Genomic DNA, 23,016 nt, shown 5'->3' with positions numbered 1-23,016 from the left:
GCCGGCGGGCGAGGCCGGGTTCGATCGCTTCGTTCAAATTTTATCCTTTCATAAACCAGCATTCGCTTACGCTGCCGGCCTGCGAAATGACTTCGTCTCTGTTTCGCCGCGTCCGCCGGCATGTTCCGCCATTTGTGATGACTGCCGCTGCGGACTTTCCCGCGCGGATGGGAGGAGACGTCATGCTGCCGAAGACTGCGACTGCCCGAAACATGCTCGCCATCGTGGCGGCCGGCGTTGCCACGACCGTTGCGACGGCGGGCGTTCTGCTCTTTCTATCCTATCGTGCCGTGGAGGAGCGTTCCATCTCGGAAATGGTCAACGCGGCGGAGGCGAGCGCCGGCGAGGTGGAGACCTACTTTGCGCAGGTCAAGGCGCTGAGCTGGAACATGCGCTCGGCGCTCTATGCCGTGAAGGCGACGGACGCCCCGAGCCGCGAGACGATGAACGGCATCTTCGACCGCCTGATGGCCGACAATCCCTTCGCGCTCGGCGTCAGCACCGGCTGGGAGCCGGATGCCTTCGACGGCAAGGATGCGCACTATGTGAACCAGCCCGGACACGACGCCACGGGCCGCTACATTCCCTATTTCGTCCGCAACGAGGGCAAGGTCGACATGGTCGCGCTCGTCGACTACGACAAGCCCGGCCCCGGCGACTACTACCAGGTGCCGAAAGCCACGGGCAAGGACCTGCTGACGGAGCCCTACAGCTATGTCATCGGCGGCAAGAACGTGCTGATGACCTCCTTCATGGTGCCGCTCGCCTTCGACGGCGTCTTCAAGGGCGTCACCGGCGTCGATATCGCGCTCGATGCGCTCGCCGCCGACATGGCGAAGCTGAAGCCGCTCGGCGAGGGCTATGTCGCGCTGCTCAGCCAGGGCGGCAGCATCGTCAGCTACCCGGACTCGGCCTTGCTCGGCAAGGCGCTCGCCGATTCCGGCCTCGACGCGGCGGCCTGGCAGGCGTTGATCGCCAATCCGGAAAAGGCCATGGAAATCACCGATGCCAACGGCCTCACCTCCATGGCGGTCGCCGTGCCCGTGCCGCTGGTGCCGGGCACGACCTGGTACACGGTGGTCGCGGTGCCGAAATCGGTGCTCTTTGCCAATCTGTCGGCGCTTGCCGTCACCTCGATCATCGTGATCGCCATCGCGGCCGGCCTGATGATCGCCATCGGCTGGCTGCTTGCCGCCCGCTTCCGCAAGCGTCTGGAAACCGTCATCGTCGCGACGAGCGAGATCGCGCAGGGTCGCACGGATGTCGATCTCAGCGAATCCGAGCGCAAGGACGAGATCGGCGAAATGGCCCGTTCGCTTGCCGTGCTGCGCGATGCCACGCTCGCCAAGATCCGGCTCGAAGGCGAGGCGGAGCAGAACCGCGCGCTTTCGGAAGACGAGCGCCGCCAGCGTGCCGAGGAAGCGGACGAGCGCGAGCGCCAGACACGCATCGCCGTCGAAGCGCTCGCCGACGGCCTCCAGAAGCTCGCCGACGGCGACATGACGCATCGCATCGAGCATGCCTTTGCCGGCTCGCTCGATCGCGTCCGCCACGATTTCAATGCCTCGGTGGAAAAGCTGCAATCGGCGCTGCGCTCCGTCGGCAGCAACGCCAATGCCATCCAGGCCGGTTCCGCGGAAATCCGCTCGGCCTCCGACGATCTTGCCAAGCGCACCGAGCAGCAGGCGGCTTCCGTCGAGGAGACCGCGGCGGCGCTGGAGGAGATCACGACCTCGCTCAAGGACGCCACGAAGCGGGCGGAGGATGCCGGCCAGCTCGTCGAGCGGACCCGCCTCGGCGCCGAAAAATCGGGCGAAGTGGTGCAGCGCGCCGTGAATGCGATGAGCGGCATCGAGAATTCCTCGCGGGAAATCTCCAACATCATCGGCGTGATCGACGAGATCGCCTTCCAGACGAACCTTCTGGCGCTGAATGCCGGCGTCGAGGCGGCGCGGGCGGGCGAGGCGGGCAAGGGCTTTGCGGTCGTCGCGCAGGAAGTGCGCGAGCTCGCCCAGCGCTCCGCCAACGCCGCCAAGGAGATCAAGGCGCTCATCACCAAGTCGGGCGAACAGGTGCATCTCGGCGTGGCGCTGGTCGGGGAGACGGGCTCGGCGCTGACGGAGATCGTCGACCAGGTGCAGGAGATCGACCAGAACGTCGCGGCGATCGTGCGCTCGGCGCGCGAGCAGTCGACGGGACTCAACGAGATCAGCGCGGCGGTGAATTCCATCGACCAGGGCACGCAGAAGAACGCGGCCATGGTGGAGGAGCAGACGGCGGCGAGCCATGCGCTGGCGACCGAGGCCGCCGCACTCAACAGCCTGATCGCGCAGTTCCGCCTCGGCACCGGCACGACCGTTCGCCCGGTGGTTGCCTCTGCTGCCGAGCATCGCCCGGCTGCCTCCGGCGCGCGGGCGCTCGGCAACACGCTGGCCCGCGCCTTCGGCGGCGGACAGGCGGCTTCGGCCAATGCGGCGGCGCAGGACTGGGAAGAATTCTGAGCCTTCCCGATGCACCATCCCGAAAGGCGGCCCGATAGGACGGGCCGCCTTTTTGTTGGATGAAAAAGGCGCACAACGTTTGTGCGTTGCACACAAATTGGCCATGCCGGCATGGCTGTGCGCCCTGAATTTTAATTAGGTGTATCTTTAGTAATATGAAATCATTTTTGTATTTCGTGCGCCTGTCGATCTGGCACGCTTTCTGCTTTCTCTTCTGCAGGTCCAGAGGGGGCCGAAAGAGAAGCGTCCAACGAATGACGCTCCGATAAAGCCGCCGTGCAGCCCAGTGGGAACCGGAAAGGTTTCGCGGCCGCCGGCGGCTTTCTTGTCTGCGCGGGGACGGCCGCTGCCGTTAGTGCGCTGAAAAATATGATTTATCATATTCCTCTATCAAGTAATCTTCCCGGGTTGGCTTTTTTGCAGGACTCCGCCACACTCGCCCGCGGCAAGATCGCGTCTCGCAAAGGACGCGGCTTGCCAGTCAGATCTTCGCGATATAATGAGGACCCACACTAAATGGGTTTTCTGCAACGGTGGAGACGGCAATGAGCTCAGCGGGAAACAGGGCAGGCGGGGTTCTGCTGGCGGCGTTGGCGTTTTCTGCCGCCGCCTGGCCGGCTTGGGCCGACAGCGCGGCGCGGCCGGTGCACACCGCCGCCGTGCATTTCGAAGAACGCGAGCAGACGGTCACCATAACCGGGGAAGTGGTGGCGCGGGTGGAGACGGATCTTTCCTTCCGCGTCGGGGGCCGCATCACCGGCTGGTTCGTCGATGTCGGCGGCGCGGTCAAGGAAGGCCAGGTGCTGGCGCGGCTCGATCCGGAGGAACAGAACGCCGATGTCGAGGCGGCGGAAGCCGGGGTGCGCGCGGCGGAAGCGCAGCTCAAGCTCGCCCGCGCCAATTTCGACCGCCAGAAATCCCTGCTGAGTGACGGCATCAGCACCCGCCGCGATTTCGACGACGCCGAAACGGCGCTGCGCACGGCGGAAAGCGCCCGCGAAGCGGCGATCGCCCAGCGCGACACGGCGAAGGAGGTGCTGTCCTATACCGAACTGCGCGCGCCCGCCGATGGCATCGTCACCGTGCGCCTTGCCGAGACGGGGCAGGTGGCGCAGGCGGCGCAGACCATGTTCACCATTGCCGACACCGGCCCGCGCGACGCGGTCTTCGATGTCTACGAATCGCTGTTCTTCGCCCAGCCGGCGGAGGACGGCGTGGTCGTCACCCTGCTCAGCGACGACAGGGTGCGCACGACCGGCAATGTGCGCGAGGTCTCGCCGACGATCGATGCGCAGACCGGCACGGTGCGCGTCAAGATCGCCATGGACCGCACGCCGCCGGAAATGACGCTCGGCTCCTCGGTCGTCGGCGTCGGTGCGTTGGCGCCGCGCCGGGTGGCGGTGGTGCCCTGGCAGGCGCTGTCGGCGGGCCTTGACGGCAAGCCGGCGCTGTGGATCGTCGACAAGGCGAACAGCACGGTGGACCTGCGCCCGGTCGAGGTGCTCTCCTTCGAGACGGGCGCCGCGCTGCTTTCGGGCGGCATCGAGGAGGGGGAGACCTATGTCGCCGACGGCACGAAGCTGCTCCGGCCCGGCCAGACCGTCAGCGCGATCGAAGGAACCGCCCGATGAGAAGACCCGTCCTGTTCGCAACGGTCGCCATCGCCGCCGCGGCGCTGGCCGGCTGCAAGAAGGAAGAGGAAGCCGCCGCGCCGCCGCGCCCGGTCCTCTCCATGGTGGTCGCCCCGACGGCGCTGCCCGGCACGCGCTTTGCCGGCACGGTGCAGGCGAAGGTGCAGGCCGCGCTCGGCTCGCGCGTTTCCGGCCGCCTCGTCTCGCGCACCGTCCATGTCGGTGATCTCGTGAAGAAGGGCGACGAGCTCGCCGTGCTCGATGCGACGGCCTATGAGCTGGCCGTGCGCTCGGCCCGGGCCGAGCTTTCCAGCGCCGAGGCAACGCTTTCGAGCGCGATCGCCACGGAGGAGCGGCAGAAGACGCTGCTCCAGTCGAACGCCGCGGCAAGGGCCGCCGTCGAGAGCGCCGAGCAATCGCGCGAGGCGGCCGATGCCGGCCTGACGCGGGCGAAGACGGCGCTCGTCAAGGCGGAGGAACAGCTTTCCTATACGCGCATCCTCGCCGAATTCGACGGTGTCGTCGTGGCCACCGGCGCCGAGGTGGGGCAGACCGTCTCGCCCGGCGAGGCGATCGTCACGGTTGCGCGGCCCGACGAGCGCGATGCCGTGGTCGACATTCCGGAGACGGCGGAGGCCATCGCGCTCGGCAGCCGCTTCACCGTGTCCCTGCAGATCAATCCCGACGTCACGGTGAAGGGCGCGGTGCGCGAGGTCGCGCCGTCGGCCGATGCCGCCACGCGCACGCGGCGGGTGAAGATCGCGCTGGAAAACCCGCCGGATACGGTCCGCCTCGGCACGACCATCACCGCAGAGCTCGAGGGGCCGGACCTCACCGCCATCATGATCCCGCAGACCGCCGTGCTTCAGAAGGATGGCAAGCCGCATGTCTGGCGGGTCGATGGGGAGAAGGGCGAGGTGCATCTGGTGCCGATCGAGACGGGTCCCGCCGTGGGCCGCGCCCTTCAGGTCGCGGGCGGGCTGAAAGCCGGCGACCGCATCGCCACCGCCGGGGTGAACAGCCTCGAAGAGGGCCAGAAAATCAAGGTTGAAGACGAGGCAGGCCTATGAAGAAGTTCAACCTTTCGGACTGGGCGCTCGATCACGCATCGCTCGTCTGGTACTTCATGATCGTCTTCGCGCTGCTCGGTTTCTTCACCTACCAGAATCTCGGCCGCGAGGAGGATCCCTCCTTCACCATCAAGACGATGACGATCAGCGCCGCCTGGCCCGGCGCCTCCGTGGAGGAGACGACGCTGCAGGTGACCGAGCGGATCGAGCGCAAGCTGGAGGAGCTGGAATCGCTCGATTTCACCCGCAGCATCACGACGCCCGGCCAGACGCTGATCTTCGTCAACTTGAAGCCGACGACCCGCGCGCGAGACGTCGCCCCCACCTGGGTGACCGTGCGCAACATGATCAACGACATCAGGGGCGAGTTTCCGTCCGGCGTCGTCGGCCCGGCCTTCAACGATCGTTTCGGCGATGTTTTCGGCAATATCTACGCCTTCACCGCCGATGGCCTCTCGCCGCGCCAGCTGCGCGATTATGTCGAGGATGCCCGCCGGCGCATCCTCACCGTGCCCAATATCGGCAAGGTCGACCTCGTCGGCGCGCAGGACGAGGTGATCTATCTCGAATTCTCGACGCGCCAGCTTGCCGCGCTCGGCATTTCCACCCAGCAGGTGGTGTCCACGCTGCAGGCGCAGAATGCCGTGGCGCCCTCCGGCGTGGTGCAGGCCGGCGGCGAGCGCGTCAGCGTGCGTGTCGGCGGGCAGTTCAGCTCGGAGGCGAGCCTGCGCGACGTCAACCTGCGCGTCAACAACCGCTTCTTCCGCCTCAGCGATATCGCCACGATCACCCGCGGCTACGAGGACCCGCCATCGGCGCTGTTCCGCTTCAACGGCGAACAGGCCATAGGCCTTGCCATCGGCATGAAGCAGGGCTCGAACCTTCTCGAATTCGGCGCGGCGGTGGAAAGGGAGATCGAGCTGCTTTCCCATGAACTGCCGGTCGGCGTCGACGTGCACCTTGTCTCCGACCAGCCGAAGGTGGTCGAGGAGGCGGTGTCGGGCTTCACGCGGGCGCTGTTCGAGGCCGTCGTCATCGTGCTTGCGGTCAGTTTCGTCAGCCTCGGCATCCGCGCCGGCCTCGTCGTGGCGCTGTCGATCCCGCTGACGCTCGCGATCACCTTCGTCTTCATGTACTACGACGGCATATCGCTGCAACGCATCTCGCTCGGCGCGCTCATCATCGCGCTCGGCCTACTCGTCGACGACGCGATGATCGCCGTCGAGATGATGGTGGCGCGGCTGGAAATGGGCGATTCGCTCAGGAAAGCGGCGACCTATGTCTATACGTCCACCGCCTTCCCCATGCTCACCGGCACGCTGGTAACGGTGGCGGGTTTCATCCCGATCGGCCTCAACAACAGCGCGGCCGGCGAGTTCACCTTCAGCCTCTTCGTCGTCATCGCCATCTCGCTCGTCGTCTCGTGGGTCGTCGCGGTCATCTTCGCGCCGCTGCTCGGCGTGACGATCCTGCCGAAGACGATGAAGAAGCATCACGAGGAAAAAGGCTGGTTCGCCCGCAGCTTCGCGCGCCTGCTCGATGTCTGCATGCATTGGAAATGGACGACCATCGTCGCGACCGTGCTGGTCTTCGGCGTATCGGTCTTCGCCATGCGTTTCGTGCAGGAACAGTTCTTCCCGTCTTCGGACCGACCGGAGCTCATCATCGACTGGTCGCTGCCGCAGAATGCCTCGATCGCCGAGACCAATGCGCAGATCGCCAGGCTGGAAGAGGAGAAGCTCAAGGGCAACCCGGATATCGAGCGCTGGTCCTCCTATGTCGGGCAGGGCGCGGTGCGCTTCCTCCTGTCCTTCGACGTGCAGCCGCCGTCGCCCGCCTTCGGCCAGACCGTCATCGTCAGCAAGGACCTGGAGGCGCGCGACCGCCTCAGGGCCGATCTCCAGGCCTATCTCCGCGAGACCTTCGTCGGCACGGATGCGCTGGTGAAGCTGCTCGACATCGGCCCGCCGGTCGGCCGGCCGATCCAGTACCGCGTCAGCGGCCCGGATATCCAGGAGGTGCGCAAGCAGGCGCTCGCCTTCGGCGAACTCATCGGCAAGGACACCCGGCTCGGGGATGTCGTCTACGATTGGAACGAGCCGGCCCGCGTGGTGAAAGTCGACGTGCTGCAGGACAAGGCCCGCCAGCTCGGCGTCACCTCGCAGGACATCGCCTCCGCCCTGAACGGCGTCGTCGGCGGCACGACCGTCACCCAGATCCGCGACGACGTCTACCTGATCGACGTCATCGGCCGGGCGCGGGCCGCCGAGCGCGAATCCATCGAGACGCTGCGCCAGCTCCAGCTGCCGACGGCCAACGGCACCTCCGTGCCGCTCGCCGCGGTGGCGAACTTCCGCTACGAGATGGAGCAGCCGGTCGTCTGGCGCCGCTCGCGCCAGCCGACCATCACCGTCAAGGCCAGCATCACCGGCGGCGTGCAGCCGGCGACGATCGTCTCGCAGCTGGAAAAGGACGTTGCCGCCTTCCAGGCGCAGATGCCTTCCGGCTACGAGGTCGCGGTCGGCGGCACGGTGGAGGAAAGCGCCGACAGCCAGGCGCCGATCGTCGCGGTCGTGCCGCTCATGCTGTTTGCCATGGCGACGATCCTGATGCTCCAGCTCCAGAGTTTCTCGCGGCTCTTCCTCGTCTTTGCCGTGGCGCCGCTGGCGCTCATCGGGGTGGTCATCGCGCTGCTCGGCAGCGGGGCGCCGCTCGGCTTCGTCGCCATTCTCGGCGTGCTGGCGCTGATCGGCATCCTCATCCGCAACTCGGTCATCCTCGTCGTGCAGATCGAGGACCTGAGGCGCGAGGGCATGCATGCCTGGACGGCCGTGCGCGAGGCGACGGAACACCGCATGCGGCCGATCATGCTGACGGCGGCGGCGGCCAGCCTCGCGCTCATCCCCATTTCCCGCGAGGTGTTCTGGGGGCCGATGGCCTATGCCATGATGGGCGGCATCATCGTCGGCACGGTGCTGACCCTGCTCTTCCTGCCGGCGCTCTATATCGCCTGGTTCCGCATCAAGCCGGAAGAAGCGGAAGAGGCGGCGCCGGCGCCCGAGCCGATCGAGGCGGCGTGACGCCGGCCGGGCCTGCGCGGCGGGACCGCCCCGCGCAGGCGCAGGGAAAGGGCTCATATTTTTGCCCGTCTCACCCGCCGCCGTTTTGAGCGACAGGCCGCTTCCGGAGGGCTGGAGTCTTGGCAAGGCGTAGGCAGGCTGGGCGATCGCAGGCCCGTTCGTTGCGGGGCGGATGGAGGAAAGTTGCGTTCTTTTTGCCGCACCCTCCCTGAAAAAAGCTGGTGGAAAAAGTTGATTTTCAACGCCAAAGCGCCAGCCGGCTTTTCAGAGCGTAACGAATGTGCAAGGAACTTGCTCCATGGTGTCGGCGAGGGCCGCAGGGGTGTGCCGGTTTGGGACAAGGTTTGGTCATGGGACTTGACGAGACATTGGAACTGCATGCCTATGGCGCCTTGTCGCAGCAGGCGACCGGCTTTTGCCCCATGCCTTGTGCGGCATGGTCGAAGGGAAATGCTACGTGATGATCGCAATTGAAGATGGGGGCAGGCCGCGCAGGCTTTCGAGCGCATGGGCGCGGGTTCTTGCGGCGGGCACCCTGTTGACGCTGGCCGGCTGCATGGTTCCGAGCGACGGGCCGCTGACCCACGAGGTCCTCTCGGCCGGCGCGGACGGCAGGTCCTACGACATTCCCCAGACCAAGCTGGTCTTCGACGTCGTGAGCATCGACCAGCGCGTCGCCGGCCGCGTCAGCGCGGGCAAGCGGCCCGGTCTTTCCAGCACCTTCGGCTTCGGCGGCGGAGGCGGCACGCCGGTCATCGGCGTCGGCGACCGGCTGGAGGTCACGATCTTCGAGGCGGGCCCGGATGGCCTGTTCTCCACCACCGAGCGCAAATCGACGTCGATCCCCGTCGTCGTGCAGCCGGACGGCCATGGCCAGATCCCCTATGTCGGCTCTGTGCGCTTTGCCGGCATGACGATCGATTCGGCCCGCGCGACGATCGTCGATGCGCTGAAGGCCAAGGCGGTGGAGCCGGACGTCATCGTCTCGCTGGCGACCAATGCCTCGCGCACGGTGTCGATCCAGGGCGACGTGAACCGGTCTGGCATCCTGCCGCTCGGGCTGAGCGGGCAGCATCTCAGCGAGGTGATCGCCCTTGCCGGCGGCGCGTCCAAGCCGCCCTACGACACCTATGTGAGCCTGAAGCGCGACGGCCGGACGCGCAGCGTGCTGCTGCAGTCGCTGATCGACAATCCGAAGGACGACATCTACGTCAAGCCGGACGACCAGATCTATGTGAGCTACGACCCGCAGACCTTCGCGGCGCTCGGCCAGACGGGCAAGACGGGCAAGATCCCGTTCAACGCGGCCAGGCTGAGCCTGGTGGAGGCGGCGGCGCTGGCCGGCGGCGGCAATGTGGCGACGGCGGACCCGAAGGGCTATTTCGTCTTCCGCTACGAGGACGAGGGCGTCTACCGCAGCGTCGTCGGCGACGACCGGTTCCGCGACCTGATCGCGCGCGGCATGATGCCGGACGGGGAGGGACGCTATCCGATCGTCTACCGGCTCGATCTGGCGGCGACGCAGAGCTATATCGTGGCGCAGACTTTCCCGGTGCGGAACAAGGACGTGGTCTATCTGGCGCGTCATATGGCGACGGACCTTGCGAAGTTCCTGACGATCGTTTCCAGCGGGGCGAGCGCGGCCTACAACATCCAGCGCACCGCGGACCTGCTCTGACAGGTCCCTGGTCCGCTTGACGCGGTGATGCCGGCGCCACTCGCGGCCGGTCTGCCGGCGGCAGACGGCGCGCGGGCCTGCCGGAATTGCTCTCGAGGACTGCATGGCCGGCCAGGCACGCAAAACCTATGCGCTTCTTTCCTTCGGTCTCTGGCAGCAACGGGCGGATATCGCGCGTCTGCTCGATGCCGAGATTGTCGCCTGGCCCTTCGCGCTGCCCGGCCGGATCGACGGGTTCATCGGCTGGGGGCGCCGGTCGTCCGGCCGTCGCGCTGTGCGCCTTGCGGCACGCGGCGGCAAGGAGGCCATCACCCTTGAGGACGGGTTCCTGCGCGGCTTTGCGGCGGGGCGGGGGGAACCGAGCCATTCCTATGTGATCGACCGGGAGGGCATCTATTTCGATGCACTCCAGCCGAGCGATCTCGACCGGCTGCTGTCGCAACCGGTGACAGATGCCGCCGCGCTCGGCCGCGCCGGCCGGCTGATGGCGCAACTGCGCGGCGCGCGCCTGTCGAAATACAACAATAGCCCGGTGATGACGCCGATGGCGGCTGGCGTGCCGCACGGCCGGCCTTTCGTCCTGCTTGTCGATCAGGTGGCCGGCGATGCCTCCATTGCCGGGGCCGGGGCGAGCGCGTCAAGCTTCCGCGCCATGCTGGAACATGCGGTCGCCCACCATCCGGGGAAGACGTTGGTCGTGCGCACCCATCCGGCGGCGGGCGACCGCAGCCTCTTGCGGCAGGCGGCAAACGCTATCGGGGCCGAGATCGTGGTGCCCGCGCGCATGAATCCCTGGCCGCTGCTGGAGGAGGCCGACTGCGTCTATACGGTGTCGAGCCAGCTCGGCTTCGAGGCGCTGATGGCGGCGCGGCCCGTCCATTGTTTCGGGACGACCTATTATTCCGGCCGCGGCCTCACCGTCGACCATGGGCGCCTGTCGCCCGCCCGCCCGCCGGCCTCGCTCGAACGGATTTTCCACGCGGCCTATATCGACTATTCGCATTACCTCGACCTGCACACGCGTGCGCCTTGCACGCCGGAACGGGCGGTGGAACAGGCGATCACGGTGCGCGACCAGCGTGCGCGCATCGAGCGCAAGGTGTTCACCGCCGGCTTCTCGCCGTGGAAGCGCAGGGCCATGACCCCCTTCCTGAAGGGCATGGCAGGCGATCCGGTTCATGCCCGCTCGCTCGAGGCCGCGGCGGCGGCGGCACGCGCGGCGAACGGCGTCGTCGCGCTCTGGGGAAGCGATGCGGCGATGCCGGCCGACGTGCCGGCGATGCGTCTCGAAGACGGGTTCATCCGCTCCCGCGGGCTGGGTGTCAACCTCGCCATGCCGTCCTCGGTCGCGCTCGACGGGGCGCATGTCTATTACGACGCGCGGGGTGAAAGCCGGCTGGAGGCGCTGATCGCGCATGGCACGGTCGACGAGGGGCTGCGGCGGCGGGCGCGCGATCTCGTGCGCCTGCTGGTCGAGCGCGGCGTGTCCAAGTACAATCTCGGGACGGCTGCCGACCTGCCGGCGGTTGCCGACGGGCGGATGAAGATCCTGGTGCCGGGGCAGGTGGAGAAGGACGCCTCCATTCGCTACGGCTCCCCCGCGGTGCGCTCCAATGCCGATCTCGTGCGCGCTGTGCGGGCGCTCTTTCCCGATGCCTTCATCGTCTACAAGGCGCATCCGGACGTCGTGTCCGGCGTGCGCGACGGCGGCGTTGAGCCGCAGGAGGCCGATCTCATCGTTCGCAGCGGCGACATCCTGCAATGGATCGGCTGGGCCGACCGGGTCGAGACGATGACCTCGCTGGCCGGCTTCGAGGCGTTGTTGCGCGGCAAGGCCGTCGGCGTGCATGGGGCACCGTTCTATGCCGGCTGGGGCCTGACGGACGATCGCCTGCCCATTCCACGCCGTGTGCGCCGCATCGACCTTGAGTCGCTGGTGGCCGCAAGTCTCATCTGCTATCCGCTTTATATCCATCCCCTCAGTGGCTTACCGTGTCGGCCGGAGGATTTGGTTGAGGAAATTTCGGGTACCGCCATGAAATCGCCCGGAGTCGGACGGAAGGTCTTTTTGTGTGCGGCGCAACAAATCAACCGTGTTGGGGTGTTGCTTCGCGACTCGCGGTTGCGGTAAAAGGCGGCCAGAAAAATGGGAACGGGGCCGAGTCGCCATCTTGAGCGCAGCGGTCATTCGTATGCCGGGGGATCGGCGACAAAATCGGGGAGTATGGCAGATGCGGTTGCTAAAACGGCGCCTTTGTGCGAATACCATTCCATCCAGCAGCATAATTTGAGTTGAGCCGACCTGTCATGAGCGTACAGCATGATACCGATTTGAAGGCGGGTCGCTCCGACGCCGAAGGCGCCGCTTCCGCGCGTGGGTCCCGGCTGATCAATCTGGCGTTGCGCCGCAAGCTTTCCAAGCGGTTCCCCTCCAAGAGCGCGCCGCGCGTGCTTTTTCTGCAGGGGCCGGTCGGTCCTTTCTTCCGCAAGGCCCAGGCGCTGCTCAATGACAGCGGTTTCGATGCCTGGCGCATCTGTTTCAACGCCGGCGACCGGCTTTTTGCCCGGGGCGGCAAGATCCTGCATTTCTCCGGCACGGCCGATGTCTGGCGGGACTGGTTCACCGAAATCGTCGGCGAACATGGCTTCGACCATGTCGTGCTCTTCGGCTGCGAGCGCGAGGTCCACAAGATCGCGATCGAGCAATGTGCCACGCTCAACATTCCCGTCCTCAGCCTGGAGGAGGGATATATCCGCCCCGGCTTCGTGACGATGGAGGTCGGCGGCAACAACTGGCGCTCGCCGCTCGCGGGTCTTCTGCCTTCCGGCAACGACGAGGAGAAGCGCCGGGAGCGGCCGCGCGGGACGAATTTCCCGTCGTCCTTCGGTGCCATGGCGACCTATGCCTTCATCTATTTTTCGGTGCGCGGCGTCTTTTCGACGCTGAGCGAACGCAAGCTCTTCCACAAGCACAAGCGTTCGCTGGCACCCGAGGCCTTCTACTGGATCAAGAACTACTACCGGAAGTTCCGCAATCTCGGCAGCAATTACCGCACCATGGAGCGGCTGCTCGAGCACCATGACAAGAAGTACTACATCGTGCCGCTGCAGGTGCACGACGACAGCCAGCTCGGCGCGGCCGCGAGCGGCTGGAACAATCAGAAGCTCATTCTGAAGACCATCGTTTCCTTCGCGCGAAACGCGCCGCCGACGCACCAGCTGGTGTTCAAGATCCATCCCATGGAGCGCGGGCACAGCCAGGACAAGCAGTTCATCCGCCAGGTCGGCGTGCTCAACAATGTCTCCGAGCGCATCCACATCCTCGACAGCGGTTCGCTGGGCCTGATGACGCGGCATGCCGCGGGCATGGTGACGATCAACAGCACCTCCGGCCTCTCGGCGCTCCAGCACGGCATTCCGCTTGCCGTTCTCGGCCAGGCCTTCTACCGGCATCCCTCGCTCGCCTTCTGCGTCAACAAGGGTATAGAGCTGGATAGTTTCTGGTCGTCCGGCCATGTCGCACCGACGGCGCAGCGGCGCGACTACCTGAACTGGATTGCCCGGGAATGCCTGCATCCCGGCGACTACTACGCCTATGAGGGCATCGAGATCGCGGTGAATTCGCTGCTGGAAAAGCTCCGGGCCATGGATGCTGCGGGCCGCGTGGTGGAACTGCCCGACGTGTCCAACGTCATGCCGCTGCTGGCGCAGTCGCAGTAAGGGCGGCACGCCGCTTTCAGGACGGCTAGGATAATCGTGCGCCCCGAGGGCGCGCGTGGGCCACTGCCCGTACTTTAGGGGATCAGGCGGACCGGCGCTGGCTGGCGGAGGTGCGAAGGATTTCCTCGTGCACCTCGATCGCTTCCTCGATGTCGTTGTAGAAGGTGAGCTGGCCGTTGTTCATGACGCCGCCGATGTCGCAGAACGAGCGCAACAGGCCGGAAGAGTGGGAGACGAGCAGCAGGGTGGCGTTCTCGCGCCGCTCGTCGAAGACGTCCTTGCACTTCTGCTTGAAGGTGGAATCCCCGACGGCGATCACCTCGTCGATCAGGTAGTATTCGAAGCCGATCGCCATGCAGATGCCGAAGGAGAGGCGCGCCTTCATGCCCGCCGAATAGGTCTTCACCGGCATGTCGAGATAGGGGCCGAGCTCGGAGAAATCGGCGACGAAATCCAGAACCTTGTTGCGGTTCTTGCCGTAGATGTCGGCGATGAAGCGGGTGTTCTGCGCGCCCGTCAGCTTGCTGTGCACGCCGCCCCTGAAGCCCAGCGGCCAGGAGATCTTGCCCTCGCGCAGGATGCGTCCGGAATCGGGCATGTCCGCGCCGGAGATCAGGCTCATCAGCGTGGACTTGCCGGCGCCGTTGCGGCCGAGAATGCCGATATTGGTGCCGGGCCGGAAGGCGGCCGTGAACCGGTCCAGAATGACCTTCTTGCCGCCGCCGGGGCGAGGGAAGGCCTTGCTGACATTGTCGAAGATGATCATCAGTCTATGATCTTTCGGCGGAAGAGGCGTTCCAGCACGAGCGCGGCCGTGAGCAGCGCGGTGGAAAGCCCGAGCAGATAAGACTTGCTCAGCAGCGCGTGATAATCGAGATAGGTCGAGGTGCGGAACCATTCGACGCAGTGCAGGAACGGGTTCCACCACAGCACGGCCTGGAAGCCGGGCGGCATTTCCGCCGGCATGAAGAAGACGCCGGACAACAGCATCAGCGGCATGCTCAGCATGCTGAGGAAGGTATCGTAGCGCGGCACGAGCGCGCTCATCGTCGCGTTGAACGCGGCGAAGGAGAAGGCGAAGTAGAGGATCGCGGCCATGCCCTCGGCGAATTCGCCGGGATAGACGATGACGTCACGGTCGAGCGAGATCGCAAGCCCGACCATGAACAGGCTGCAGATGATCAGCCAGATCGTCGTCTCCAGCAGGAACGTCGCCACCAGCGTATCGAGCGGCCTGACCAGCGGATAGGTCAGCATCGGCTGGTTGCTGATGATGGCGCGCTCCGTCTTGCGCGATATGCCGCGCGTCATGCGGAAGCCGAAGACACCGGCCAGGATGAACAGCAGCGCATTGTCGCCGAAGGGGACATGGGCCTTCAACTGGGTGTGGATCAGAAGAAAGATGCCGACATAGGCGGCGGGCTCGATGAGGATCCAGATGAAGCCCAGCCGGCTTTCCCCGAAACGCGTTACCGCGCTGCGTACGACGAGCGCGGAAATGACCCGCGCGTTTTCGCGCAGCGCATAGCTTAGGGGTTTTTCAGCGAGCAGAGCCATTCCGCCACTCTCTCCTCATCGCGATCAGCGCGATCAGATCGCGTGATCCTTCACGGACCGGAAGGCGAAGTAACCGATGAGCCAAAGGCACGACGCCGCGGCGAGCATGATGAGCGTGTTGATCGCACCCAGCGGATAGAGGGCGATTTCCGGCTCGCGCGGCTGCACGTAGACGGCGAAGTAACGCTCCTGCTTCTGCGCCTCCTGCATGGCCGTTTCCAATGCGGCGAGCGAGGTCGTATACGCCTTGACGGCGAACTCCTGCTCGACGCTGAGCTCGGTGAACCGGTCGATCATTTCGGGCAAAGCCCGGCCGGCGTCCAAGCCGCTGCGCGTCGTCTTGTTGCTGGCGTCGTTATCGTTCTCGCCGTCGCCGCTGATACGCTTCTTCTGTTCGACCAGCTGGTTTTCCAGGGCAACGATCTGCCGCTCGATGACGCGGGCGGAGGGCGCGTCCTTGCTGACCGAATCGACCAGCGCCTTGTAACGAGTGCGAAGCGAGGCCAGCTCCTGCTCGAGCGAGCTGATGATCGTCGCTTCCATGGTCGCGACCGCCGTCGGATCGACGGCCTGTTCGGAGATGCGCAGGTCGGTGATCTGGCCGCGGATGTTGCGCAGCCGCTCTTCCGAGCGTGCGACCTGTACGTTGGCCACCTCGATGAACTGCCGGCGCGACTTTTCCGAAAGCGTGTTGACCAGGTTTTCCGAGACGGTGAGGACCGCGTCGGCCACCTGTTTTGCATCCGACGGCGAGAAGGCGAAGACGCGCATCGTCACGTTGCCGGTCGTGGAGTTGTAGCTGACATTGACCATGTCCCGCCAATAGTCGCGGAACTCGTCGAGCGGGCGGCTCTCGTTCTCGCGATAGAGGAAATCGATGTTCGGGCGGGAATAGACGGTGCGGATGTCGACGCCGGTCTGCTCCTGGATGTCCGGCAGGATCTGGGAAGACTGGATGTAGTCGGCGACCACATAGGAATCGCCCGACTGCGCGCTCGATCCGACAAGCGCGGTGAGGCCAAGGGCGTTCAGCGAGGAGGAGTTCGAGCCGCGCACCGAGAATTGCGTCTCGACGACATATTGCGGGCTGGCGATGAAGATATAGTAGAGGCCCGTCAGGATCGTCGGCAGGATCGCCGCCAGCACGAAGGAGATGATGGGCCAGGGAAGCTGTCGCTTCTGCTTGGGCATCGCGGGCAGGGTCAGGACGGTGCTGACGAGGTCGGCGGGCTTGCGCGCGCGTATTTCGGCCCGCGAGCCGAGATTCTCGTCGTCATCGATAGCCGGATTGACGGGGCGCTTGACCGCACCCTGCTTGATCTTCACGACTTTCTGTTCTGCAGCGCGCTGGCGGGCGCGGCGCTTGGCGATTTCGAGCAGGCTGCTCGTATTGTCGGCGACGTGGGTCGGGGTCTCCGCCAGGAGGGGCGCTTTCTCATCTTTCACGTCGGCTCACTCTTTCCAACAGCAAACGGGGTCGTCGCCTAAATGCTTGTCGCCGCAACTTATTCGAAATTGCCTTTACAGACAATAAAAATGCCGCGGCCGGGAAGGCCGCCCGCAGGGCGAACGGGAGCGGAACATCCCGCCCTTTCCGGTCGACGCGCATTCCTCGTCGAGCAATCTGGTCATTTTGTGGTCGTCGCCGATCCCTTGCTCCAGTCGGTGCTCGAGGCGATGAAGTTCGGGTTGGCGAAATCCGCGTCGTGCGCCTGGCGGATCTTGCCGTAGAGGAGGGGCGCGCCGTCGAGCGTGCGGGTCTGTCCGCCGGCGGCGCGCAGCACCGCGTCGCCGGCGGCCGTGTCCCATTCCATGGTGCGGCCGAAGCGCGGATAGACGTCGGCAAGTCCTTCCGCCACAAGGCAGAATTTCAGCGAGGAGCCGATCGCCGTGCAGGCGTCGATGCCGTGGTCGTCGAGAAAGCGGGTCGTTTCGGGCGTGGCATGCGAGCGGCTGGCGACGGCCGTCAACGCGCTGCCGCAGCTGCGGCAGCCGATGGACTGCCGCTTTGCGATGGTGGCCTCGCCGCGCACCTCGAAGCGTTCCGCCCGCTCGCCGTCCGCGATGAAGCCGGTCGAGAGCGCGGGCGCGTAGACGATGCCCGCGACCGGAGCCCCGTCGCGGATCAGGGCGATGTTGACGGTGAATTCGCTGCGCCCGGCGATGAACTCCTTCGTGCCGTCGAGCGGATCGACGAGGAAGAAGACGCCGCCGGAAATATCCGGCACGCGGCCGGCCGCGACAGCCTCCTCGGCGATAACGGGAACCTCCGGAAAATGGCGCGCAAGCGCGGCGAGGATCAGCCGTTCGGCCTCCTCGTCCGCGGCGGTGACCGGCGACCGGTCCGCCTTGTACTGGACATCGGCTCCTGCCTTGTGGATGGCCATGATGGCGGCGCCGGCGGCCAGTGCCGCGCTCTCCAAGACTTGCCCGAGTTCCATTCCGTTCGCCTGCATACTGTCGTCGTCCTGCTGTTTCTGCGCATGCCTTAGCCGCGGGACGGCCTGAAAGCAAATGCCCTGCCTGCTCCTGCCGCCACATCATGGCGGCAGCATGTGGAAAGTCGCCGGCCCGGATGCGACAAGATGACGCCGGACTTGCCGTTTGTGCTGCATATGCGAATGTGGGGCGACTGATCCGGGATTTCGCATGCGCTACTCCGCCCTTTCGATCTTCAAGCAAGCCCTTGCCGGCAACCTCGGCTGGAAGCCCGCCTGGCGGGAACCGCAACCGAAACCGCATTATGACGTGATCATCGTCGGCGGCGGCGGGCATGGCCTTGCGACGGCCTATTACCTTGCCCGGGAATTCGGCATCCGCAACGTCGCCGTGGTGGAGAAGGGCTATCTCGGCTCCGGCAATGTCGGGCGCAACACGACCATCGTGCGCTCCAACTACATGCTGCCCGGCAATGAGCCGTTCTACGAGTTCTCGCTGAAGCTGTGGGAAGGGCTGGAGCGGGAGCTGAACTACAATGTCATGCTGTCGCAGCGCGGCATCATCAGCCTCTATCACAATGACGGCCAGCGCGATCACTATGTCCGGCGCGGCAATGCCATGATGATGGAGGGCGTGGCGGCCGAGCAGCTCGACCGCGAGACGCTGAAGAAGATGCTGCCCTTCCTCAATTTCGACCATGCGCGCTTCCCCATCATCGGCGGCCTCCTGCAGCGGCGCGCCGGCACGGCGCGGCACGATGCCGTGGCCTGGGGTTTTGCGCGCGGCGCGGATCGGCTCGGCGTCGATCTCATCCAGAACTGCGAGGTCACCGGCATCCGCCGGGAAGACGGCATCGTCACCGGCGTCGAGACGACGAAGGGCTTCATCGGCTGCAACAGGCTGGCGCTCGCGGCGGCCGGCAACACCTCCCGCGTCGGCGAAATGGCGGGGCTGAAGCTGCCGATCGAGAGCCATGTGCTGCAGGCCTTCGTCACCGAAGGGCTGAAACCCTGCATCGATCACGTCATCACCTATGGCGCGGGGCACTTCTACATCTCGCAGTCCGACAAGGGCGGCCTCGTCTTCGGCGCGGAGATCGACGGCTATTCCTCCTATGCCCAGCGCGGCAACCTTGCGACCGCCGAGCATGTCATGGAGGAGGGGGTGACGATGATCCCCGGTCTTTCCCGCGTCAGGGTGCTGCGCGCCTGGGGCGGCGTCATGGACATGTCGATGGACGGCTCGCCGATCATCGACCGCACGCCGATCGACAACCTCTATCTCAACTGCGGCTGGTGCTACGGCGGCTTCAAGGCGACGCCCGCCTCCGGCTTCTGCTTTGCGCATCTCATCGCCAAGGGGGAGAGCCACCATGTGGCGCGCGCGCTCAGGCTCGATCGTTTCGAGCGCGGTTTCCCCATCGACGAGGCGGGTGCCGGCACCCAGCCGAACCTGCATTGAGGATGCCATGGCGAGCCTGATTTCCTGTCCCCATTGCGGGGTGCGGCCCAAGGAAGAGTTTTCGATCCGCGGCGATGCGACGCCGGTCCGTCCGGCGCCCATGGCCTCGGACGAGGCGTGGAACGACTATGTCCATGTCCGTGCCAATCCGCGCGGGCGCATCCGCGAACATTGGCAGCATGTCGCCGGCTGCCGGCGCTGGCTGGTGGTCGAGCGGGACAACTTTACCCATGAGGTGTTTTCCGTGACAGATGCCGCCGCGGCGCGGGGAGGCGCGCAATGACCGCCTATCGCCTTCCCTCCGGCGGCCTCATCGACCGCAGCAACACCATCGGCTTCACCTTCGACGGGGCGAGCCTTTCCGGCCATGCCGGCGATACGCTCGCCTCGGCGCTGCTGGCCAACGACCGGCTGCTCGTCGGCCGCAGCTTCAAGTACCATCGCCCGCGCGGCATCGTGACGGCCGGGCCGGCGGAGCCCAACGCGCTGGTCACCATCGGCACGGGCGCGCGGCGCGATCCGAACACGAAGGCGACCGTCGCCGAGCTCTACGACGGCCTTGCCGCCACCAGCCAGAACCGCTGGCCGAGCCTTGCCTTCGATATCGGCGCCGTGAACGATCGCCTGTCGCGCTTCCTGTCCGCCGGCTTCTACTACAAGACCTTCATGTGGCCCGCCGCCTTCTGGGAAAAGGTCTATGAACCGCTGATCCGCCGCGCCGCCGGCCTCGGCCGCACGGACCTTCCGCGCGATCCGGACGCCTACGAGAAGAGCTGGGCGCATTGCGACCTTCTCGTCGTCGGCTCCGGCCCGGCGGGGCTCGCCGCGGCGCTGGTCGCCGCCCGCTCGGGCCTGCGCGTCATCCTCGCCGAACAGGATTTCGCCCTCGGCGGGGCTCTTCTCTCGGAGACGACCAAGCTCGACGGCGAGGCGCCGTACATCTTCTCCCGGCACGCGATCGACGAACTGCACGGCCATCCCGGCGTCACGCTGCTGCCGCGCACCACGGTCTTCGGCTGGTACGACGACAATGTCTTCGGTGCCGTCGAGCGGGTGCAGAAGCACAGTGCCACGATCGACGCGGCACGGCCGGTCGAGCGCCTGTGGCGCATCGTGGCGAAGCACGCGATCCTCGCCACCGGCGCGGAGGAACGGCCGCTGGTCTTCGGCGGCAATGATCGTCCCGGCATAATGATGGCGAGCGCCGCCAGCACCTATGCCAACCGCTTCGGCGTCGCCGCCGGCCGGTCGGTGACGATCTTCACCAACGGCTCGTCCGGCTACCGCACGGCTGCGGACCTTTCCGCCCGGGGCGTGGAGATCGCGGCGCTGATCGACAGTCGCGCGGATGCGTCGGATTTTGCACCCGATGGCGTGCGGGTGGTGCGTGGCGGCGGCATCGTCGATACGAAGGGGCGCCAGCGCGTCCGCGCCGTCATTGCCGATCGCGGCGGCTTCGAGGAGATGATCGCCTGCGATGCCGTGGCCATGTCCGGCGGCTGGAGCCCGGTCATCCACCTTGCCTGCCAGCGCGGCGGCAGGCCGGTCTGGTCGCAGGCCCTGCAGGCGTTCCTGGCACCGGAGGTCGGCGGCGGCCTCGTCATGGCCGGCGCCGCGGCGGGGCACTCCCGGCTTTCCGAATGTCTCGACGATGGCGCGCGCAAGGCTTCGGCCATCGTGGAAGCGCTCGGCCGGCCCGTCGCCGGTTTCGAGCGCCCCGTCGTCGGCGAGGAGGTCGATCCGTCCTTCACGGCGCTCTGGCATGTGCCGGGCGCCAGGTCCAAGGCCTTCGTAGACTTCCAGAACGACGTGCACGGCAAGGATCTCGGCCTTGCCCTTCGCGAGGGCTTCGGCCATGTCGAGCATGCCAAGCGCTACACGACGAGCGGCATGGCGACGGACCAGGGCAAGCTCGGCAACGTCAATGCCATCGGCATCCTCGCCGCCATGCGCGGCGTCAGCCCTGCCGAGGTCGGCACCACCACCTTCCGGCCGTTCTATACGCCCGTCTCCTTCGGCGCGCTCGCCGGCTCCTCGCGCGACGAACATGCCATGCCCGTCCGCCGCTCGCCGCTGCATGGCTGGGCGGCGCGGCACGGCGCGGTCTTCATCGATGCCGGGCTCTGGTATCGCTCCTCCTGGTTCCCGAAGGCGGGGGAAAAGACCTGGCGGGAAAGCGTCGACCGCGAGGTCCGGACCGTGCGCGAACATGCCGGTCTCTGCGATGTCTCGACCCTCGGCAAGATCGAGGTCTTCGGGCCGGATGCCGCCGAGTTCCTGAACCGGCTCTATTGCAATCCCGTGCTGAAGCTTCCCGTCGGCAAGGCCCGCTACGGGCTGATGCTGCGCGAGGACGGCATGGTCTATGACGACGGCACGGTGAGCCGGCTGGGCGAGACGCATTTCCTCGTCACGACCACGACGGCCATGGCCGCCGGCGTGCTCTCCCATATGGAGTTTGCCGCGCAGGCGCTCTGGCCGGAGCTTCGCGTGCGCTTCCTGTCCGTCTCCGACCAATGGGCGCAGATGTCGATCGCCGGGCCGAAGGCGCGCACGATCCTGCAGGCCGTCGTCGAGGACGATCTCTCGAATGCGGCCTTCCCGTTCCTTGCCGCCCGCGAGGTGCGCCTGAAGGGCAGCCTCAAGGCGCGGCTCTTCCGCATCTCCTTTTCCGGCGAGCTTGCCTATGAGCTGGCGGTGCCGGCGGGCTATGGCGAAGCGGTGGCCGACGCGCTGATGCGGGCGGGCGAACCGCAGGGCCTCTGCGCGTATGGCGTCGAGGCGCTGAACGTGCTGCGCATCGAGAAGGGCCATGTCACCCATGCCGAGCTCGATGGCCGCGTGACGCCGGACGATGCCGGCCTCGGCCGCATGATGGGCACCAGCAAGCCGGATTTCATCGGCAAGTGGCTCTCCACCCGCTTCGGCCTGACGGCCGCCGACCGCGCCCAGCTCGTCGGCCTGAAGGCACTGGAGGCGGACAAGGACATGCGCGCCGGCGCGCACCTTCTCAAGGACGGTGCCAAGCCCTCGACGGTCAACGACCAGGGCTGGGTCAGCTCCGTCTGCTTCTCGCCGACGCTCGGCACCCATATCGCCCTTGCCTTCCTGAAGTCGGGCCGCGAGCGCTACGGCGAGAAGATTATCGTGTGGGACCGGTTGCGGGGCGTGGAGACAGTTGCCGAAGTCTGCGATCCGGTCTTCGTCGATCCGGAAAACCGCAGGCTGATGGCGTGAGGTGAAGGCTATGGCTTACGACTATCAGGCAGTGCATGCGCTGGACGGCACGATCGGGGCGGTCCCCGGCCAGCGGGCCAACCACCTCGCCGTCCACCGCGCGACGGCCATTGCCGTGGTGCTGGCGGCGCCCGGCCATGGTGCCGAAGCAGCCGGCATTCTCGTCGCGGACGGCGCGTTCGAGGCCCGCTTCTGCGGCCCGGGCGAATGGCTGGTGCTGTCGGAGGTGCATGCGCCCGAAACGCTCGCCGCCGAACTGGCCATCCGGCTCGGCGCCTTCGCCTTTGTGGTCGACCAGAGCCATGGCCGCGTCGCGCTGACGCTGTCCGGCCCCGACGCGGCGCGCATCCTCGCGAACGGCATCGCCGTCGATCTTCATTCCGAGGCCTTTGCCGTCGGGCGCGCGGCGACCATGCTGTGCAACCATCTTTCGGTCAATCTCGCCCGCACCGGCATCGACCGTTTCGATCTCGTGGTGATGCGCAGCTTTGCCGAGGCGCTGGTCGCCGATCTCAAGGTCATGGCGCGCAGCCATGATCTCTCCGTCGATTTCGCCACCCGCTGACAAAAACATCCGGAGCGACATGGCGCTTCGCACCTCGGGCTTGCCGGGCGTCGGGGGAACCCAATAGGCTGCATTCC

Annotated in this window: 15 protein-coding genes; 11 read left to right on the top strand and 4 right to left on the bottom strand. The window is 66.3% G+C overall.

The features are described from left to right. Nucleotides 1–182 precede the first annotated feature (182 nt). The 7 genes from WMC41_RS15755 (at nucleotide 183) to WMC41_RS15725 (ending at nucleotide 13,680) form a co-directional block, all read left to right on the top strand. The gene (locus WMC41_RS15755) at nucleotides 183–2,501 is read left to right on the top strand and encodes a methyl-accepting chemotaxis protein (RefSeq protein WP_432344596.1); all 2,319 of its coding nucleotides are present in this window, start codon (nucleotides 183–185) and stop codon (nucleotides 2,499–2,501) included. 545 nt (nucleotides 2,502–3,046) lie between these two features. Beyond that, a complete protein-coding gene (locus WMC41_RS15750; protein ID WP_432344593.1) occupies nucleotides 3,047–4,132 on the top strand; it encodes an efflux RND transporter periplasmic adaptor subunit in 1,086 nt (361 codons plus the stop codon). Next, entirely contained in the window at nucleotides 4,129–5,202 is a 1,074-nt protein-coding gene (locus WMC41_RS15745) for an efflux RND transporter periplasmic adaptor subunit (RefSeq protein WP_432344590.1), read from the top strand. Before WMC41_RS15750 ends, WMC41_RS15745 begins: the two co-directional genes overlap by 4 nt. Beyond that, nucleotides 5,199–8,282 (top strand): efflux RND transporter permease subunit, encoded by a 3,084-nt coding sequence (locus WMC41_RS15740; protein ID WP_244768448.1) that lies wholly within the window; start codon nucleotides 5,199–5,201, stop codon nucleotides 8,280–8,282. The genes WMC41_RS15745 and WMC41_RS15740 overlap by 4 nt, the downstream gene beginning before the upstream one ends. Nucleotides 8,283–8,742: 460 nt before the next feature. Beyond that, on the top strand, nucleotides 8,743–9,960 hold the full coding sequence (locus tag WMC41_RS15735) for a polysaccharide biosynthesis/export family protein (protein ID WP_432344587.1): 1,218 nt from the start codon (nucleotides 8,743–8,745) through the stop codon (nucleotides 9,958–9,960). Nucleotides 9,961–10,063: 103 nt separating this feature from the next. After that, entirely contained in the window at nucleotides 10,064–12,091 is a 2,028-nt protein-coding gene (locus tag WMC41_RS15730) for a capsular polysaccharide biosynthesis protein (protein WP_432344584.1), read from the top strand. A gap of 176 nt (nucleotides 12,092–12,267) precedes the next feature. After that, nucleotides 12,268–13,680: a capsule biosynthesis protein gene (locus WMC41_RS15725; RefSeq protein ID WP_244768451.1), complete on the top strand. Its 1,413-nt coding sequence runs from the start codon at nucleotides 12,268–12,270 to the stop codon at nucleotides 13,678–13,680. An 82-nt stretch (nucleotides 13,681–13,762) separates the two neighbouring features. On the opposite strand, the gene WMC41_RS15720 is transcribed toward WMC41_RS15725, so the two are convergent. The 4 genes from WMC41_RS15720 to cysQ form a co-directional block, all read right to left on the bottom strand. After that, entirely contained in the window at nucleotides 13,763–14,446 is a 684-nt protein-coding gene (locus tag WMC41_RS15720) for an ABC transporter ATP-binding protein (RefSeq protein ID WP_244768452.1), read from the bottom strand. Next, a complete protein-coding gene (locus WMC41_RS15715) occupies nucleotides 14,446–15,237 on the bottom strand; it encodes an ABC transporter permease (RefSeq protein WP_244768453.1) in 792 nt (263 codons plus the stop codon). Before WMC41_RS15715 ends, WMC41_RS15720 begins: the two co-directional genes overlap by 1 nt. A gap of 33 nt (nucleotides 15,238–15,270) precedes the next feature. Then, nucleotides 15,271–16,683, bottom strand: coding sequence for a hypothetical protein (locus WMC41_RS15710; protein WP_244768454.1), 1,413 nt, complete (start codon nucleotides 16,681–16,683; stop codon nucleotides 15,271–15,273). Nucleotides 16,684–16,865: 182 nt separating this feature from the next. After that, nucleotides 16,866–17,678 carry a 3'(2'),5'-bisphosphate nucleotidase CysQ gene (cysQ, locus tag WMC41_RS15705; RefSeq protein ID WP_432344579.1) on the bottom strand — a complete coding sequence of 271 codons (813 nt, stop codon included), beginning with the start codon at nucleotides 17,676–17,678 and terminating at the stop codon, nucleotides 16,866–16,868. Nucleotides 17,679–17,886: 208 nt separating this feature from the next. Between cysQ and WMC41_RS15700 the strand changes: the two genes are divergently transcribed. The 4 genes from WMC41_RS15700 to WMC41_RS15685 are packed head-to-tail and all read left to right on the top strand — an operon-like array spanning nucleotide 17,887 to nucleotide 22,939. Beyond that, the gene (locus WMC41_RS15700) at nucleotides 17,887–19,137 is read left to right on the top strand and encodes a sarcosine oxidase subunit beta family protein (protein WP_244768456.1); all 1,251 of its coding nucleotides are present in this window, start codon (nucleotides 17,887–17,889) and stop codon (nucleotides 19,135–19,137) included. A gap of 7 nt (nucleotides 19,138–19,144) precedes the next feature. Beyond that, nucleotides 19,145–19,420: a sarcosine oxidase subunit delta gene (locus tag WMC41_RS15695; protein WP_432344576.1), complete on the top strand. Its 276-nt coding sequence runs from the start codon at nucleotides 19,145–19,147 to the stop codon at nucleotides 19,418–19,420. After that, nucleotides 19,417–22,374, top strand: coding sequence for a sarcosine oxidase subunit alpha family protein (locus WMC41_RS15690; RefSeq protein WP_432344573.1), 2,958 nt, complete (start codon nucleotides 19,417–19,419; stop codon nucleotides 22,372–22,374). The genes WMC41_RS15695 and WMC41_RS15690 overlap by 4 nt, the downstream gene beginning before the upstream one ends. A gap of 10 nt (nucleotides 22,375–22,384) precedes the next feature. Further along, complete coding sequence (locus tag WMC41_RS15685) at nucleotides 22,385–22,939, top strand: sarcosine oxidase subunit gamma (RefSeq protein ID WP_432344571.1); 555 nt, start codon at nucleotides 22,385–22,387, stop codon at nucleotides 22,937–22,939. Nucleotides 22,940–23,016: the final 77 nt, after the last annotated feature.

This window comes from Shinella yambaruensis (assembly GCF_050859155.1).
Lineage (GTDB): Bacteria > Pseudomonadota > Alphaproteobacteria > Rhizobiales > Rhizobiaceae > Shinella > Shinella yambaruensis.
This window is presented reverse-complemented; position numbering and strand designations above follow the sequence as displayed.